The following is a 15,408-nucleotide window of genomic DNA, read 5'->3' as shown; positions in this document are numbered from 1 at the left end:
TCGTTCCCCCCGATCTCCGCAGGAGCACCCCCGCCGTGCGAATCGCTGTCACCGGCTCCATCGCCACCGACCACCTCATGACCTTCCCCGGCCGTTTCGCCGACCAGCTGGTCGCGGACCAGCTGCACACGGTCTCGCTCTCCTTCCTGGTCGACAACCTCGACGTGCGCCGGGGCGGTGTCGCCGCCAACATCTGCTTCGGCATGGGCGTGCTCGGCACGGACCCGATCCTGGTCGGCGCCGCCGGGGCGGACTTCGACGAGTACCGCGCCTGGCTCGACCGCCACGGCGTGGACACCGGTTCGGTCCGGATCTCCGAGGTCCTGCACACCGCCCGGTTCGTCTGCACCACGGACGAGGACCACAACCAGATCGGCTCCTTCTACACCGGCGCCATGAGCGAGGCCCGGCTCATCGAGCTGAAGTCCGTCGCCGACCGGGTCGGCGGCCTCGACCTCGTCTCGATCGGCGCCGACGACCCCGAGGGCATGCTCCGCCACACCGAGGAGTGCCGCTCCCGGGGCATCCCCTTCGCCGCCGACTTCTCGCAGCAGATCGCGCGGATGGACGGCGAGGAGATCCGCATCCTCCTCGACGGCGCCGCGTACCTCTTCTCCAACGAGTACGAGAAGGGGCTCATCGAGACCAAGACCGGCTGGAGCGACGAGGAGATCCTCTCCAGGGTCGGCCACCGGGTCACCACCCTCGGCGCCCGCGGCGTCCGCATCGAGCGGGCCGGCCACGACCCGATCGAGGTCGGCTGCCCGGAGGAGGAGAGCAAGGTCGACCCGACCGGCGTCGGCGACGCCTTCCGGGCCGGCTTCCTCTCCGGCCTCGCCTGGGGCGTCGGCCTGGAGCGCGCCGCCCAGGTCGGCTGCATGCTCGCCACCCTGGTCATCGAGACCGTCGGCACCCAGGAGTACACGCTGCGCCGCGCCCACTTCATGGAGCGCTTCACCAAGGCGTACGGGGACGACGCCGCGGGCGAGGTCCGCGCCCACCTGGCCTGACCCGGCCCGCCCCGGTCCGGGCGGCGGACCGTCCTCGGCCCGAGACGGCGGACCGTCCTCAGCCCAGCCGGCGGACCGTGTAGGCCGTGCCCCGGTCCGCCGGCTCCTCGCCCACGTACTCCTGCCCGCGCATCCCGCACCACGCGGGGATGTCCAGGCGCGCCGCCTCGTCGTCGGAGAGGACCGTCACCGTTCCGCCGGGCGGCACCTCCGCGATCACCTTCGCCAGCTCGATCACCGGGACCGGGCAGCGCTTCCCGAGGGCGTCGACCACCAGGGACGCGGGCGTGCCGGGGGAGGACGCCGCAGGGGCGGGCGCCCCCAGCCGCTCCCGCACCTCCGCCACCGCCCGGGGCAGCACGTCCAGGAAGCGGTCCACCTCCTCGTCGGTGGTGCCGCGCGGCAGCGACACCCGCACGTTCCCCTCCGACAGCACCCCCATCGCCCTGAGCACATGGCTCGGGGTCAGGGTGCTGCTGGTGCAGGACGAACCGGACGAGACGGAGAACCCGGCCCGGTCCAGCTCGTGCAGCAGCGTCTCCCCGTCGACATAGAGACAGGAGAAGGTCACCAGGTGCGGCAGCCTGCGCACCGGGTCGCCGACCACCTCCACATCGGGCACCAGCTCCGGGACCCGGGCGCGGATCCGGTCCACCAGGACCCGCAGCCGCGCCGACTCGTCCGCCGACTCGGCGCGCACGGCCCGCAGCGACGCCGCCGCGGCCACCACCGCCGGAAGGTTCTCGAACCCGGGCGCCCGCCCCGACTCGCGTTCGTCGACCGGTCGCCGGGCCGCGAACCGCACCCCCTTGCGCACCGCGAGCAGCCCGACCCCCGGGGGCCCGCCCCACTTGTGCGCGGAGGCGGCCAGCAGCGACCAGCCCTCCGGCGCCGGCCCCCGGCCCAGCGACTGCGCCGCGTCCACCAGCAGCGGCACCCCCGCCGCCCGGCACGCCTCCGCGACCGGGGCGACCGGCTGCTCGGTGCCCACCTCGTGATTGGCGGACTGCAGACAGGCCAGCGCGGTGTCCGCGCGCAGCGCCCCCGCGTACTCCGACGCGCCCACGGCCCCCGAGCGGTCGACCGCGACCTCGGTGACCTCCCCGCCCTCCGCCTCATGGGCGGCGGCCGCGTGGAGGACGGACGAGTGCTCGACCGCCGAGACCACCAGATGGCGGCCGACACGCCGACGCCCCGCGAGGGCGCCGGACATTCCGTAATGCACCGCGAGCGTCCCCGAAGGAGTGAATGCGAGTTCGTCCGGACGACAGCCGACGGCCTCCGCGGCGGTCTCCCGGGCCGCGTCCAGCAGCAGCCGGGCCCGCCGCCCCTCGCGGTGGAGGCGGGCCGGGTCGGCCCACCCCTCGTCCAGTGCGGCGAGCAGCGCCTGGCGGGCGACGGGGTGCAGAGGAGCGGCGGAGGCGGCGTCGAAGTAGGGCACACCGCCACGCTAGCCCGGCGCGGCCCTGCCGTGGCCCCCACACCCCGCAGAGCCCGGAGCGGCCCGGAAGCGGAGCCCCCGCAGCCACCGGGGAGAACGCCGGTCCGGCGGACCTCCGCCACCGGGCAGGAGCCGGAAGCGGAGGGCCGCCGGCCCGGGGGAGAGGAGGGCGTCCGTCCCGGACGAAGAGGGTGCCCGCCAGGGAGAAAGAGGGGGAAAGGGGGCGTCAGATGGCGACCGGCGAGCCCCACTCCACCTCTTCGGGGGGTGGGGCGGCGCGTTGGGCACCCTCCCCGCGCGACCTCAAATGGCGTCCAGTAGGGTTTGGTCCGCATAAACATCCAAACCCCTGCCCGCGTCAGGGCGGCGACCGACCAGAACGACCGGCCGCGCCGACCGCGTGGGCGAGACTCTCGGGAAGGCGCTACGTGAGTCCCAACGGCTCCGACCGCTCGTCGCGGCGCCCGATGCGGCGGAAGCTGCCGCAGGTGCTGACTGCGGGCCTGGTTCTTGCAACCGCCACCGGTTGCACATACAAGGACTTCCCCCGCCTCGGTATGCCCACGCCGGTGACGGAAGAAGCACCGCGGATCCTCTCCCTCTGGCAGGGCTCGTGGGCGGCAGCGCTCGCCACGGGCGTACTGGTCTGGGGTCTGATCCTGTGGTGCGTCATCTTCCACCGGCGCAGCCGCACCAAGGTCGAGGTTCCGACGCAGACCAGGTACAACATGCCCATCGAGGCGTTGTACACCGTGGTTCCCCTGATCATCGTCTCGGTGCTGTTCTACTTCACCGCGCGCGATGAATCGAAGCTCCTCGAACTCAAGAAGCCGGACCACACCATCAACGTGGTCGGCTACCAGTGGAGCTGGGCCTTCAACTACATCGAGAACGTGGACGGCTCGGCCGCCACGGGCAACGAGATCCCCAAGGAACTCGACGCCATTCCGGACAAGTACCGGAAGGACTTCCCCAAGAGCGCCGAGGGTGTCTACGACTTCGGCATCCCGGGCACGCGCAACCCGCAGACCGGCAACCCGGGTCCCACCCTGTGGCTGCCGAAGGGCGAGCGGGTCCGCTTCGTCCTGACCTCGCGTGACGTCATCCACTCCTTCTGGGTGGTGCCGTTCCTCATGAAGCAGGACGTCATCCCGGGCCACACGAACGCCTTCGAGGTGACCCCCAACCACGAGGGCACCTTCCTGGGCAAGTGCGCCGAACTCTGTGGCGCGGACCACTCCCGGATGCTCTTCAACGTCAAGGTCGTCTCCCCGGAGCGCTACCAGGCGCACCTGAAGGAGCTGGCGAAGAAGGGCCAGACGGGCTACGTGCCGGCCGGCATCAAGCAGACTGAACCGGCCAGGAATGCGGAGACGAACAAACTGTGAGCATCCTCAACGAAGGTGCCGCGGCAGCAGACGACTCGTACGAGGACGAGCTGCCGGTACGGCGCAAGCAGCCGGGGAACGTCGTCGTCAAGTGGCTGACCACCACTGACCACAAGACGATCGGCACGATGTACCTGGTCACGTCGTTCGCGTTCTTCTGCATCGGCGGTCTGATGGCGCTCTTCATGCGCGCCGAGCTGGCCCGTCCCGGCACGCAGATCATGTCGAACGAGCAGTTCAACCAGGCGTTCACGATGCACGGCACGATCATGCTGCTGATGTTCGCGACGCCCCTGTTCGCCGGATTCGCGAACTGGATCATGCCGCTGCAGATCGGCGCGCCCGACGTGGCGTTCCCGCGGCTGAACATGTTCGCGTACTGGCTCTACCTCTTCGGTTCGCTGATCGCGGTGGGGGGCTTCCTCACCCCGCAGGGCGCGGCCGACTTCGGCTGGTTCGCCTACTCCCCGCTGACCGACGCGGTCCGCTCGCCCGGCATCGGCGGCGACATGTGGATCATGGGTCTGGCCTTCTCCGGGTTCGGCACGATCCTCGGTTCGGTCAACTTCATCACCACGATCATCTGCATGCGCGCACCCGGCATGACGATGTTCCGCATGCCGATCTTCACCTGGAACGTCCTGCTGACCGGTGTCCTGGTCCTGCTGGCCTTCCCGGTCCTCGCCGCCGCGCTCTTCGCGCTGGAGGTCGACCGCAAGTTCGGTGCGCACATCTTCGACGCGGCCAACGGCGGAGCCCTGCTCTGGCAACACCTCTTCTGGTTCTTCGGCCATCCAGAGGTGTACATCATCGCCTTGCCGTTCTTCGGGATCATCTCCGAGATCATCCCGGTCTTCAGCCGCAAGCCGATGTTCGGCTACATCGGCCTGATCAGCGCCACCATCGCCATCGCGGGCCTCTCCGTGACCGTGTGGGCCCACCACATGTACGTCACCGGCGGCGTCCTCCTGCCGTTCTTCTCCTTCATGACGTTCCTCATCGCGGTGCCCACCGGGGTGAAGTTCTTCAACTGGATCGGGACGATGTGGAAGGGCTCCTTGTCCTTCGAGACACCGATGCTCTGGGCCGTCGGCTTCCTGATCACCTTCACCTTCGGTGGTCTGACCGGTGTGATCCTGGCGTCGCCGCCGCTGGACTTCCACGTCTCGGACTCGTACTTCGTCGTCGCGCACTTCCACTACGTCATCTTCGGCACCGTGGTCTTCGCGATGTTCGCCGGATTCCACTTCTGGTGGCCGAAGTTCACGGGCAAGATGCTCGATGAGCGGCTGGGCAAGATCACCTTCTGGACGCTGTTCGTGGGCTTCCACGGCACCTTCCTGGTGCAGCACTGGCTGGGCGCCGAGGGCATGCCGCGTCGTTACGCGGACTACCTCGCCGCCGACGGCTTCACCGCGCTGAACACGATCTCGACGATCGCGTCGTTCCTGCTCGGACTGTCGATGCTGCCGTTCTTCTACAACGTGTGGAAGACCGCCAAGTACGGCAAGAAGATCGAGGTCGACGACCCGTGGGGCTACGGCCGCTCGCTGGAGTGGGCGACCTCCTGCCCGCCGCCGCGGCACAACTTCCTCACGCTGCCGCGGATCCGCTCCGAATCGCCGGCCTTCGATCTGCACCACCCGGAGATCGCGGCCCTGGAGCAGCTGGAGTTCCACCCCGAGGGTGAGAAGGCCCTCGCCGGCGGCAAGGAGGCGGGCAAGTGAAGATCCAGGGCAAGATGTTCCTCTGGCTGAGCGTCTTCATGCTCGCCATGGCCATCACCTACGGTGTGTGGTCGAAGGAGCCCGCGGGCACCACCGCGCTCTTCCTGGCCTTCGGCCTGAGCGTCATGATCGGCTTCTACCTGGCCTTCACGGCCCGGCGGGTCGACGCGATGGCCCAGGACAACAAGGAAGCGGACATCTCGGACGAGGCCGGCGAGGTGGGGTTCTTCTCCCCGCACAGCTGGCAGCCGCTCTCCCTGGCCATCGGCGGCTCCCTCGCCTTCCTGGGGGTCATCTTCGGCTGGTGGCTGATGTACTTCTCGGCCCCGATGATCCTGATCGGCCTGCTCGGCTGGGTCCTCGAGTACTACCACGGCGAGAACCGCACCCAGTGACCTCGCGTCACCGCTTCACCGGCTCCGTCTGACGGGGGCCCGTACCTCTCCACCAAAGGAGGTACGGGCCCCCGTTTGCACGTATATGGCGCGCCAAAAGGGATGAAATATCCATAACGTGTGTTCATGGACCACACTCCGCGCATCCGCCCCGTAGTGAGCAGCACTCTGCTGGCCGCGACCCTGGTCGCAGGTGCGGCCGCATGTGGAGGTTCCGACGACCACCCCCTCGCGGCGAAGCCGTACGACGCGGCCGACGAGATCTCCTCCAACCTCCCGGAGGGCGACAAGAAGGCGGACTCCGAGCGTCCGCTCGAAGTCGGCGTCAACGACGACGACGGACGGATCACGGACGTGATCGCCACGGACGCGACCGGACGCCGCCTGGCGGGCGAACTCGACGCCGACGGAAGACGCTGGCGCTCCACCTCCCCGCTCGCCGCCGGCACCCGCTACACCGTGCGGGTCAGCATGGAGGACGGCGACGGATCACCGGGCAGCCGCACGCTCTCCTTCGAGACCGACGCCGTCAGGAAGAAGTCCCTGAAGGTCGCCTTCGGGCCCAAGGCGGGCACCTACGGGGTGGGACAGCCCATCACCGCGCAGCTGAGCGTCCCGGTCAAGGACCGGGCGGCCAGAGCCGTCGTGGAACGCGCCCTGCAGGTCCGCTCCACGCCCGCCGTCACCGGCTCCTGGTACTGGGTCGACGACAAGACCCTGCACTACCGCCCGAAGGAGTACTGGCCCGCGAGGGCCACGATCGACGTCACCAGCGGCCTGGCGGGCATCAAGGTCAGCGACACGCTCTACGGGACGCCCACGAAGGCGCTGAAGCTCACCACGGGCGACCGCGTCGAGGCCATCACCGACGCCGCCGCGCACACGATGACCGTCAAGCGCGACGGCAAAGTGATCAACACCATTCCGGTCACCACCGGCAAGCCCGGCTTCTCCACCCGCAACGGCGTCAAGGTCGTGCTGAGCAAGGAGTACTCCGTACGCATGCGCGGCGAGACGATCGGCATCGCGGCGGGCTCGGACGACTCGTACGACCTGCAGGTCTACTACGCGACCCGCGTCACCTGGAGCGGCGAGTACGTGCACGCGGCCCCCTGGTCCACCGGGGCGCAGGGGTACGCCAACGTCAGCCACGGCTGCACGGGCATGACCACCGCCCTCGCCGAGTGGTTCTTCAACACCGTGCGCGAGGGCGACATCGTCCAGGTCGTGGGCAGCCAGGGCGAGACGATGACGCCGTTCGACAACGGCTACGGCGACTGGAACCTGTCCTGGGACAAATGGCAGAAGGGCAGCGCACTGCGCAAGAGCGGCGAGCCGGAGCGCGCGGACACCATCCAGGCGGCCCGGCTGCGCCCCGAGGTCTGACCGGCCCCGGGCGTGCGCCGCCCCTCGGCAGGGCGGACGGGCCGGGCTCAGACGCCCGCGCAGAGCCTGCGGCGCAGCAGGGACGCCAGGGCGTCCGCGAACTCGACCGGCTCCACCGGAAGGGTCACCGCGGCGTCCGCGCGGCTCCAGGTGGCCAGCCAGGCGTCCTGCGGGCGCCCGATCAGCAGCAGCACGGGCGGGCACTGGAAGATCTCGTCCTTGATCTGCCGGCAGACGCCCATGCCGCCCGCGGGCGCCGTCTCGCCGTCCAGTACGCACACGTCGACGCCGCCGCCGTCCAGCGCCGCCAGGACGGCGGGCAGGGTGGCGCACTCCAGGAACTCCACCTCCGGCACGTCGGCCGCGGGCCTGCGCCCGGCTGCCAGCCTCACCTGCTCCCGGGTGCGGGCGTCGTCGCTGTAGACCAGGACCCTGGCGGTCGGCTGCATTCTTCCTCCGTGACATCCGTGTCGGCGGGGCTTTCCGGGCATGAACCGATGCGCGGATCGTACTCCGCCCGACGGCCTGTCAGCACGGCCCGCGACAGTGGATTCATGGGCCGTTCGAGGAGGGCACACCCGGTTGACACACCGAACGGCACCCCCCGGAGTGAGGGCGGGATAAGCGACCGACATAATGTCGGTCGTGGCGACAGCAACGACAGTAGAAACCGGGCACGCGCACCCGTCGGTCAATCGACCGAACCTCACCAGCGTCGGAACCATCATCTGGCTGAGTTCCGAGCTGATGTTCTTCGCGGCCCTCTTCGCGATGTACTTCACCCTGCGATCGGTGACCGGACCCGCGCACTGGAAGGAAATGGCCTCGGCCCTGAACTTCCCGTTCTCGGCGACGAACACCACGATCCTGGTGCTCTCCTCCCTCACCTGCCAGCTCGGCGTCTTCGCCGCCGAGCGCGGCGACGTGAAGAAGCTGCGCACCTGGTTCGTGATCACTTTCGTGATGGGTGCGATCTTCATCGGAGGCCAGATCTTCGAGTACACCGAGCTGGTGAAGAAGGACGGCCTCTCGCTGTCCTCCGACCCGTACGGCTCGGTGTTCTACCTGACGACCGGCTTCCACGGGCTGCACGTGACAGGCGGGCTCATCGCCTTCCTGCTCGTCCTGGGCAGGACGTACGCGGCCAAGAGGTTCACCCACGAGCAGGCGACCGCAGCCATCGTCGTGTCCTACTACTGGCACTTCGTCGATGTCGTGTGGATCGGCCTGTTCGCCACGATCTACATGATCAAGTAATCGGGCTCGTCCCGAACCACATCCAGCATCGACGCAGAAGATCCTGACACCGGGGTAATCCGTGAAAAAGCTCTCCGCACGACGACGCCATCCGTTGGCGGCGGTCGTCGTCCTACTCCTCGCGCTGGCGGCCACTGGGGGGCTGTACGCCGCGTTCGCGCCCGCGAGTAAGGCGCAGGCCGACGACACCGCCCAGTCCCTCGCCATCGATGAGGGAAAGAAGCTGTACGCCGTCGGCTGCGCCAGCTGCCACGGGACCGGCGGTCAGGGCACCACCGACGGGCCGAGCCTGGTCGGCGTGGGCTCCGCCGCCGTCGACTTCCAGGTCGGCACGGGCCGCATGCCGGCGCAGCAGCCGGGCGCCCAGGTGCCGAAGAAGAAGGTCATCTACACCCAGGCCGAGATCGACCAGCTCGCGGCGTACGTCGCGTCGCTCGGCGCCGGTCCGATCACGCCGACCACGAAGCAGTACGACCCCGCCGGCGCGGACGCCGCCAAGGGCGGCGAGCTGTTCCGCACCAACTGCGCCCAGTGCCACAACCTCACCGGTCAGGGCGGCGCGCTGACGAACGGCAAGTACGCGCCCAGCCTCGAGGGCGTGTCCACGAAGCACCTGTACGAGGCCATGCAGACCGGCCCCCAGAACATGCCGTCCTTCCCGGACACGACGATGCCCGAGGAGCAGAAGCGGGACATCATCGCCTACGTCAAGGCCGTGAACAGCGATGACACCCCGAGCCCGGGTGGTCTCGCGCTGGGTGGCCTGGGCCCGGTCAGCGAAGGCCTGTTCGCCTGGATCTTCGGTCTCGGCGCACTGATCGCACTTGCCGTTTGGGTCGCGGCCCACACCGCTAAGGCCAAGAAGTCATGAGTAGCCAAGAGATTCCAGACGAGAACCTGTCCATCGCGCAGGACACCGCGCACGGCGCGGTAGAGGTCGCCGACAACCCGTTCGCCGACCCGGGGCTGCCGGCTCACAAGCCGCGCATTCAGGACATCGACGAGCGGGCCGCGAAGCGCTCCGAGCGCACCGTCGCCCTGCTCTTCACGCTGTCGATGCTGGCGACGATCGGCTTCATCGCCTCGTATGTCGTCTTCCCCGTCGACAAGATCGTGTACATCTGGCCGTTCGGTCATGTGAGCGTGCTCAACTTCTCCCTGGGCCTGACCCTGGGCGTGGCGCTCTTCGCGATCGGCGCCGGGGCCGTCCACTGGGCGCGCACCCTGATGTCCGACGTCGAGGTCGCCGACGACCGGCACCCCATCGAGGCGGAGCCCGAGGTCAAGGCGAAGGTCCTCGCGGACTTCGCGGACGGCGCCCGGGAGTCCGCTCTCGGCCGGCGCAAGCTGATCCGCAACACCATGTTCGGCGCGCTGGCCCTGGTGCCGCTCTCCGGTGTGATGCTGCTGCGCGACCTCGGCCCGCTGCCGGAGAAGAAGCTCCGCAAGTCGCTGTGGGCCCAGGGCAAGCAGCTCATCAACATGAACACGAATGAGCCGCTGCGCCCCGAGGACGTCGCGGTCGGTTCGCTGACGTTCGCCATGCCCGAGGGCCTGACGGAGGACGCGGAGGACTTCAACAACCAGATCGCCAAGGCCGCGCTGATGATCGTCCGGATCCGTCCGGAGGACATCAAGGACAAGCGCGAGCGCGAGTGGGCGCACGACGGAATCGTCGCCTTCTCCAAGATCTGCACCCACGTCGGCTGCCCGATCAGCCTGTACGAGCAGCAGACGCACCACGTGCTCTGCCCCTGCCACCAGTCCACCTTCGACCTCTCCGACGGCGCCCGCGTCATCTTCGGCCCGGCCGGCCACGCCCTTCCGCAGCTGCGCATCGGCGTGAACAGCGAGGGCAACCTCGAAGCGCTCGGTGACTTCGAAGAGCCCGTCGGTCCTGCATTCTGGGAGCGCGGATGAGTACTGCGACCACGCACGCCCCCGGCTCCTCGGCGCCGGGCAATCGCAAGGCGCCCGCCGGTGAGCGGGTGGCCGACTGGGCGGACGGCCGTCTGGGGATCTACTCCCTGGCCAAGGCCAACATGCGCAAGATCTTCCCGGACCACTGGTCCTTCATGCTCGGGGAAGTCGCGCTCTACAGCTTCATCATCATCATCCTCACGGGTGTGTACCTGACGCTGTTCTTCCACCCGAGCATGAACGAGGTCGTGTACCACGGCTCCTACGAGCCGATGCAGGGCATCAGGATGTCCGAGGCGTACGCCTCGACGCTGGACATCAGCTTCGACGTCCGCGGTGGTCTCCTGGTCCGCCAGATCCACCACTGGGCCGCGCTGATCTTCCTGGCCGGCATGTTCGTGCACATGATGCGCGTCTTCTTCACGGGCGCCTTCCGCAAGCCGCGCGAGATCAACTGGCTGTTCGGCTTCCTGCTGTTCGTGCTCGGCATGTTCACCGGTTTCACCGGCTACTCGCTCCCGGACGACCTGCTGTCCGGTACGGGTATCCGCTTCACCCAGGGCGCGATCCTGTCCGTGCCGATCGTCGGCACGTACATCTCCATGTTCCTGTTCGGCGGGGAGTTCCCCGGTCACGACTTCGTCGCCCGGTTCTACTCGATCCACATCCTGCTGCTGCCGGGCATCATGCTCGGCCTCGTGGTGGCGCACCTGATCCTCGTCGTCTACCACAAGCACACGCAGTTCGCGGGTCCGGGCCGCACCAACAAGAACGTCGTCGGCATGCCCCTCATGCCGGTGTACATGGCGAAGGCGGGCGGCTTCTTCTTCCTGGTCTTCGGCGTCATCGCCGTCATCTCGGCCATCGCCACGATCAACCCGGTCTGGTCCATCGGCCCGTACCGGCCGGACCAGGTGTCCACCGGCGCCCAGCCCGACTGGTACATGGGCTTCGCCGAGGGTCTGATCCGAGTGATGCCGGGCTGGGAGATCAACCTGTGGGGTCACACCCTGGTCCTGGGCGTGTTCATCCCGCTGGCGCTCTTCGGAGTGGTACTCGCGATCATCGCGGTCTACCCGTTCATCGAGTCCTGGGTCACCGGTGACAAGCGCGAGCACCACCTGCTGGACCGCCCGCGCAACGCCCCGACCCGGACGGCCTTCGGCGTCGCCTGGATCACCGTCTACGTCATCGTCTTCATCGGCGGCGGCAACGACCTGTGGGCCACGCACTTCCACCTGTCGATCAACGCCATCACCTGGTTCATCCGGATCTTCATCTTCGCGGGCCCGGTCATCGCGTTCGTCGCCACCCGGCGGATCTGCCTCGGCCTCCAGCGCCGCGACAAGGAGAAGGTGCTGCACGGGCGCGAGTCCGGCATCATCAAGCGCCTGCCGCACGGTGAGTTCGTGGAGATCCACGAGCCGCTCAGCCCGGAGAAGCTGCACACGCTCACCGCGCACGACCAGTACGAGCCGGTCGAGATCGGCCCGACGGTCGACGAGAACGGCGTCGAGCGCAAGGTGTCCGCACTGCAGAAGCTCCGTGCCCGTCTCAGCAAGGGCTACTACGGCGAGAACAACCAGATCGCCAAGCCCACCGTCGAGGAGTACAAGGAGATCACCAGCGGCCACGGTCACCACTGATCGCCTGAACTGATCGCCACAGCCGGAGCCCCGTCCATTCGCTGGACGGGGCTCCGCGCTGTTCCCCGGCGCTCGATAGGGTGGGGCCGACCCCTTTACCCGGCTGTGGACCCCCAGGAGCGGACCATGAACGTTGCGACCCCGATCGGCGGCGACAGCGTGGCGGACCGTACCTGGCCCGGCCTGCTGAACCCGCTGCTGCGCGGCGAGGACCTGAGCGCGGACGACACCGCCTGGGCGATGGACCGCATCATGAGCGGCGAGGCGACCGACGTGCAGATCGCCGGATTCGCGGTGGCGCTGCGCGCCAAGGGCGAGACGGTCGACGAGGTGGTCGGCCTGGTGCGCGCCATGTACGAGCACGCCCGCACCATCCACGTGCCCGGCCGCACGGTCGACATCGTCGGCACGGGCGGCGACCTCGCCAAGACGGTCAACATCTCCACGATGTCCGCGATCGTCGTCGCGGGCACCGGCGCCAAGGTCGTCAAGCACGGCAACCGGGCCTCCTCCTCGGCGAGCGGCTCCTCCGACGTGCTGGAGAAGCTCGGCGTCAACCTGGACCTCAGCGCCCCGCGCGTCGTCGAGGTCGCCGAGGAGGCGGGCATCACCTTCTGCTTCGCGGTGAAGTTCCACCCCGCGCTGCGGTACGCCGCCCGGGCGCGCAAGGAGCTCGGCGCCCAGACCACGTTCAACATCCTCGGCCCGCTCACCAACCCGGCCCGGGTGCGCGCCCAGGCCGTCGGCGTCGCGGACGCGCGGATGGCGCCCATCGTCGCCGGCGTCCTCGCGGAGCGCGGCAACTCGGCGCTGGTCTTCCGCGGCGACGACGGCCTCGACGAGCTGACCACGACCGCGACCTCGCGGATCTGGGTGGTTCGGGACGGCTCGGTGCGCGAGGAGGCGTTCGACCCGCGCGACATCGGCCTTCGGCTGGTCCCGGCCGAGGCGCTGCGCGGCGCCGACCCCGCGTACAACGCGGACGTGGCCCGGCGGGTGCTGGCCGGCGAGGGCGGGCCGGTGCGGGAGGCGGTGCTCCTCAACTCGGCCGCGGCGCTGGTGGCCCTGGACCCGACGGACGCCGCCCTGGACGAGCAGCTCGCCGCCGGGGTCGTGCGGGCCGCCGAGTCCATCGACTCCGGGGCGGCCCGGGCGGCGCTGGAGCGCTGGGTGGCGGCCAGCAACGCCTGAGGGGACGCCGGGTGACCGCGGATCGGACGCGGCTCGCCCGACGGCCTCCGCACCGGCGGGACGTGACGCGGGCGCGGTCCGGATCCTGGACCGCGCCCTTGCGCGTTCCCGCGCATATGGCAAGATGCAGGCAGGTCATGAGTGACAGCGACTACGGCCCCGGCCCGCTGTCCGGCAACCCTCCGTCCGTGGCGGGGTGCCCCGGGTGAAGACCAGGCCGTGGGCAGCGAGGCCCGCGGCAAGCGCGGGCCCCTCGGCATCAGTGAATGCCATCCCCCGGGGTCCTGGTCCCTAGGGAGTCTCTTGTGAGCACGCGAATGCGCTAGTGCTGCGACCGGAAGGTCCACCGGCGCGCGGCATCCCGGCACGTCCCCCGGCTCCCGGCTCGGTCCGGGCGGGGGAGTTCCGTTCCCGTCGCGCTTCGTCCCGCCCCTGTGCGTCCCGTACGAGGGCGGACCCGTTCTCGCGACGCGCCGCACCGGACGCCGCGAGCGCCCCGGCGGACCTTCTCCGGCCACAGCACTGGGCCGAAAGCCCTCCGCGCACCCTTCTCCAAGTCTTCGCCGCGCCGGCGCGCACCCGTCGGCGCGCGCTTTTCGCCTGCCTCTTACGGGAGTTCGCCATGTCTGTCCTCACCGCTGCCACCGACCAGTCGCTTTGTGCCCCTCTGCCGGTTCTGGGTCGGGATGTAACGGTTCCCCTGGTCACGGGCGGTGAAGTCACCTACGCCGCGCTCGACTACGCCGCGAGCGCCCCGGCCCTCCAGCGCGTCTGGGACGACGTCGCCGCGTACGCCCCGTACTACGGCAGCGTCCACCGGGGAGCCGGGTACCTCTCGCAGCTCTCCACGGACCTCTTCGAGAACAGCCGGGCGGCCGTCGCGGAGTTCCTCGGCTGCCGCGCCGACGACCAGGTGGTCTTCACCCGCTCGACCACCGACTCGCTCAACCTGCTGGCCGCCGCCGTCCCGGCCGACTGCCAGGTCTTCGTCTACGAGACCGAGCACCACGCCTCGCTGCTGCCGTGGCGCGACGCCCGGGTGACGTACCTGGACGCCCCGCGCACCCCGGCCCAGGCCGTCGAGACGCTGGAACGGGCGCTCGCCGACCGCGATCCTTCCCCGAGCGGTCGACTCCGTCCCGGCGGGGGAGACCCCGTCGGCCCCGCGCTGGTCTGCGTCACCGGCGCGTCCAACGTCACCGGCGAGCTGTGGCCGGTCGGGGAACTGGCCGCCGTCGCGCACGCGCACGGCGCGCGGATCGTGCTCGACGCCGCCCAGCTCGCCCCGCACCACCCGATCGACATCGCCGAACTGGACGTCGACTGGGTCGCGTTCTCCGGGCACAAGCTGTACGCGCCGTTCGGCTGCGGCGTGCTCGCGGGCCGGGCCGACTGGCTCCAGGACGCCGAGCCCTACCTCGCGGGCGGCGGCGCCTCGCGCAAGGTCGCCCGCCGCGCCGACGGCGGCGTGGACGTCGAGTGGCACACCACCGCCGCCCGCCACGAGGCCGGTTCACCCAATGTGATCGGCGCGTACGCCGTCGCCTCCGCCTGCAAGGCGCTCACGGAGGAGGGCTTCGACCGGCTGGTCGCCAGGGAGCAGCGGCTCGTCGCCGCCGTCCGGGCCGGGCTCGCGGGGATCCCCGAGGTCAAGGTGCTCTCGCTGTTCGGCGACGACGCCCCCCGGGTCGGGGTCATCTCGTTCGTGGTGGAGGGATGGAACAGCTCGCACTTCGCGGCGGCGCTCTCCGCCGAGTACGGCATCGGGGTCCGGGACGGGCTGTTCTGCGCGCACCCGCTGGTCCGCACCCTGCTGGGCGGCGACCCGGGGGAGGCCGGCGAGTGCGGCGCGCCCGAGGCCGGCCCGGGGGAGCTCTCGCTCAACGCGATCCGGGTGAGCTTCGGCGCCGGCACCCCCGACGAGCATGTGGAGCGCTTCGTGCGCGCGGTCGGGGAACTGGTCGGCCAGGGCGCCCGGTGGACGTACCGCACCGAGGGCGGCCGGTGCGTCCCGGACCGGGCCGAGACGCGGCACTGAGGGCGGTGC

Annotated in this window: 13 protein-coding genes and 1 riboswitch; of the genes, 11 read left to right on the top strand and 2 right to left on the bottom strand. The window is 69.8% G+C overall.

Annotated elements, in window-relative coordinates; translation table 11 throughout:
* Positions 1-35: 35 nt before the first annotated feature.
* The gene (locus tag WA762_RS00615) at positions 36-1,010 is read left to right on the top strand and encodes a carbohydrate kinase family protein (RefSeq protein WP_335931764.1); all 975 of its coding nucleotides are present in this window, start codon (positions 36-38) and stop codon (positions 1,008-1,010) included.
* 58 nt (positions 1,011-1,068) lie between these two features.
* Here the strand turns inward: WA762_RS00615 and WA762_RS00610 are convergent, their stop codons facing one another.
* Positions 1,069-2,451: a cysteine desulfurase/sulfurtransferase TusA family protein gene (locus WA762_RS00610; RefSeq protein ID WP_335931762.1), complete on the bottom strand. Its 1,383-nt coding sequence runs from the start codon at positions 2,449-2,451 to the stop codon at positions 1,069-1,071.
* 428 nt (positions 2,452-2,879) lie between these two features.
* On the opposite strand from WA762_RS00610, the gene ctaC reads away from it, so the two are divergent.
* The 4 genes from ctaC to WA762_RS00590 all read left to right on the top strand — a co-directional run bounded on the left by ctaC (position 2,880) and on the right by WA762_RS00590 (position 7,347).
* Entirely contained in the window at positions 2,880-3,839 is a 960-nt protein-coding gene (ctaC, locus tag WA762_RS00605) for an aa3-type cytochrome oxidase subunit II (protein WP_335931760.1), read from the top strand.
* Positions 3,836-5,566 (top strand): aa3-type cytochrome oxidase subunit I, encoded by a 1,731-nt coding sequence (gene ctaD, locus WA762_RS00600; protein WP_335931758.1) that lies wholly within the window; start codon positions 3,836-3,838, stop codon positions 5,564-5,566. Before ctaC ends, ctaD begins: the two co-directional genes overlap by 4 nt.
* Entirely contained in the window at positions 5,563-5,961 is a 399-nt protein-coding gene (locus WA762_RS00595; RefSeq protein ID WP_335931756.1) for a cytochrome c oxidase subunit 4, read from the top strand. Before ctaD ends, WA762_RS00595 begins: the two co-directional genes overlap by 4 nt.
* A gap of 126 nt (positions 5,962-6,087) precedes the next feature.
* Positions 6,088-7,347: a L,D-transpeptidase gene (locus WA762_RS00590; RefSeq protein ID WP_335931754.1), complete on the top strand. Its 1,260-nt coding sequence runs from the start codon at positions 6,088-6,090 to the stop codon at positions 7,345-7,347.
* A 47-nt stretch (positions 7,348-7,394) separates the two neighbouring features.
* Here the strand turns inward: WA762_RS00590 and WA762_RS00585 are convergent, their stop codons facing one another.
* Positions 7,395-7,796, bottom strand: coding sequence for a DNA-binding transcriptional response regulator (locus WA762_RS00585; protein ID WP_335931752.1), 402 nt, complete (start codon positions 7,794-7,796; stop codon positions 7,395-7,397).
* A gap of 187 nt (positions 7,797-7,983) precedes the next feature.
* Here WA762_RS00585 and ctaE point away from each other — a divergent pair, with 187 nt between their 5' ends.
* The 6 genes from ctaE (at position 7,984) to WA762_RS00555 (ending at position 15,399) form a co-directional block, all read left to right on the top strand.
* Positions 7,984-8,604, top strand: coding sequence for an aa3-type cytochrome oxidase subunit III (gene ctaE / locus WA762_RS00580; RefSeq protein ID WP_335931751.1), 621 nt, complete (start codon positions 7,984-7,986; stop codon positions 8,602-8,604).
* Between the two features lie 61 nt (positions 8,605-8,665).
* Positions 8,666-9,475: a cytochrome bc1 complex diheme cytochrome c subunit gene (qcrC, locus tag WA762_RS00575; RefSeq protein ID WP_335931748.1), complete on the top strand. Its 810-nt coding sequence runs from the start codon at positions 8,666-8,668 to the stop codon at positions 9,473-9,475.
* Positions 9,472-10,524 (top strand): cytochrome bc1 complex Rieske iron-sulfur subunit, encoded by a 1,053-nt coding sequence (gene qcrA, locus WA762_RS00570; protein WP_335931746.1) that lies wholly within the window; start codon positions 9,472-9,474, stop codon positions 10,522-10,524. Before qcrC ends, qcrA begins: the two co-directional genes overlap by 4 nt.
* Positions 10,521-12,170, top strand: coding sequence for a cytochrome bc1 complex cytochrome b subunit (qcrB, locus tag WA762_RS00565; RefSeq protein WP_335931744.1), 1,650 nt, complete (start codon positions 10,521-10,523; stop codon positions 12,168-12,170). The genes qcrA and qcrB overlap by 4 nt, the downstream gene beginning before the upstream one ends.
* Positions 12,171-12,296: 126 nt before the next feature.
* On the top strand, positions 12,297-13,361 hold the full coding sequence (gene trpD / locus WA762_RS00560) for an anthranilate phosphoribosyltransferase (protein WP_335931742.1): 1,065 nt from the start codon (positions 12,297-12,299) through the stop codon (positions 13,359-13,361).
* A 133-nt stretch (positions 13,362-13,494) separates the two neighbouring features.
* A riboswitch (SAM riboswitch) is annotated at positions 13,495-13,612 on the top strand.
* A 371-nt stretch (positions 13,613-13,983) separates the two neighbouring features.
* Positions 13,984-15,399: an aminotransferase class V-fold PLP-dependent enzyme gene (locus tag WA762_RS00555; RefSeq protein WP_335931740.1), complete on the top strand. Its 1,416-nt coding sequence runs from the start codon at positions 13,984-13,986 to the stop codon at positions 15,397-15,399.
* The last annotated feature ends 9 nt before the right edge of the window (positions 15,400-15,408 follow it).

This window comes from Streptomyces tyrfis, assembly GCF_037034285.1.
In the GTDB taxonomy this organism is placed as follows: Bacteria; Actinomycetota; Actinomycetes; order Streptomycetales; family Streptomycetaceae; genus Streptomyces.
This window is presented reverse-complemented; position numbering and strand designations above follow the sequence as displayed.

Coding starts and splice junctions, on each gene's coding strand:
- WA762_RS00590 (WP_335931754.1), top strand. CDS start 6,088: ATGGACCACACTCCGCGCATCCGCCCCGTAGTGAGCAGCACTCTGCTG.
- WA762_RS00585 (WP_335931752.1), bottom strand. CDS start 7,796: ATGCAGCCGACCGCCAGGGTCCTGGTCTACAGCGACGACGCCCGCACC.
- ctaE (WP_335931751.1), top strand. CDS start 7,984: ATGTCGGTCGTGGCGACAGCAACGACAGTAGAAACCGGGCACGCGCAC.
- qcrA (WP_335931746.1), top strand. CDS start 9,472: ATGAGTAGCCAAGAGATTCCAGACGAGAACCTGTCCATCGCGCAGGAC.
- qcrB (WP_335931744.1), top strand. CDS start 10,521: ATGAGTACTGCGACCACGCACGCCCCCGGCTCCTCGGCGCCGGGCAAT.
- trpD (WP_335931742.1), top strand. CDS start 12,297: ATGAACGTTGCGACCCCGATCGGCGGCGACAGCGTGGCGGACCGTACC.
- WA762_RS00555 (WP_335931740.1), top strand. CDS start 13,984: ATGTCTGTCCTCACCGCTGCCACCGACCAGTCGCTTTGTGCCCCTCTG.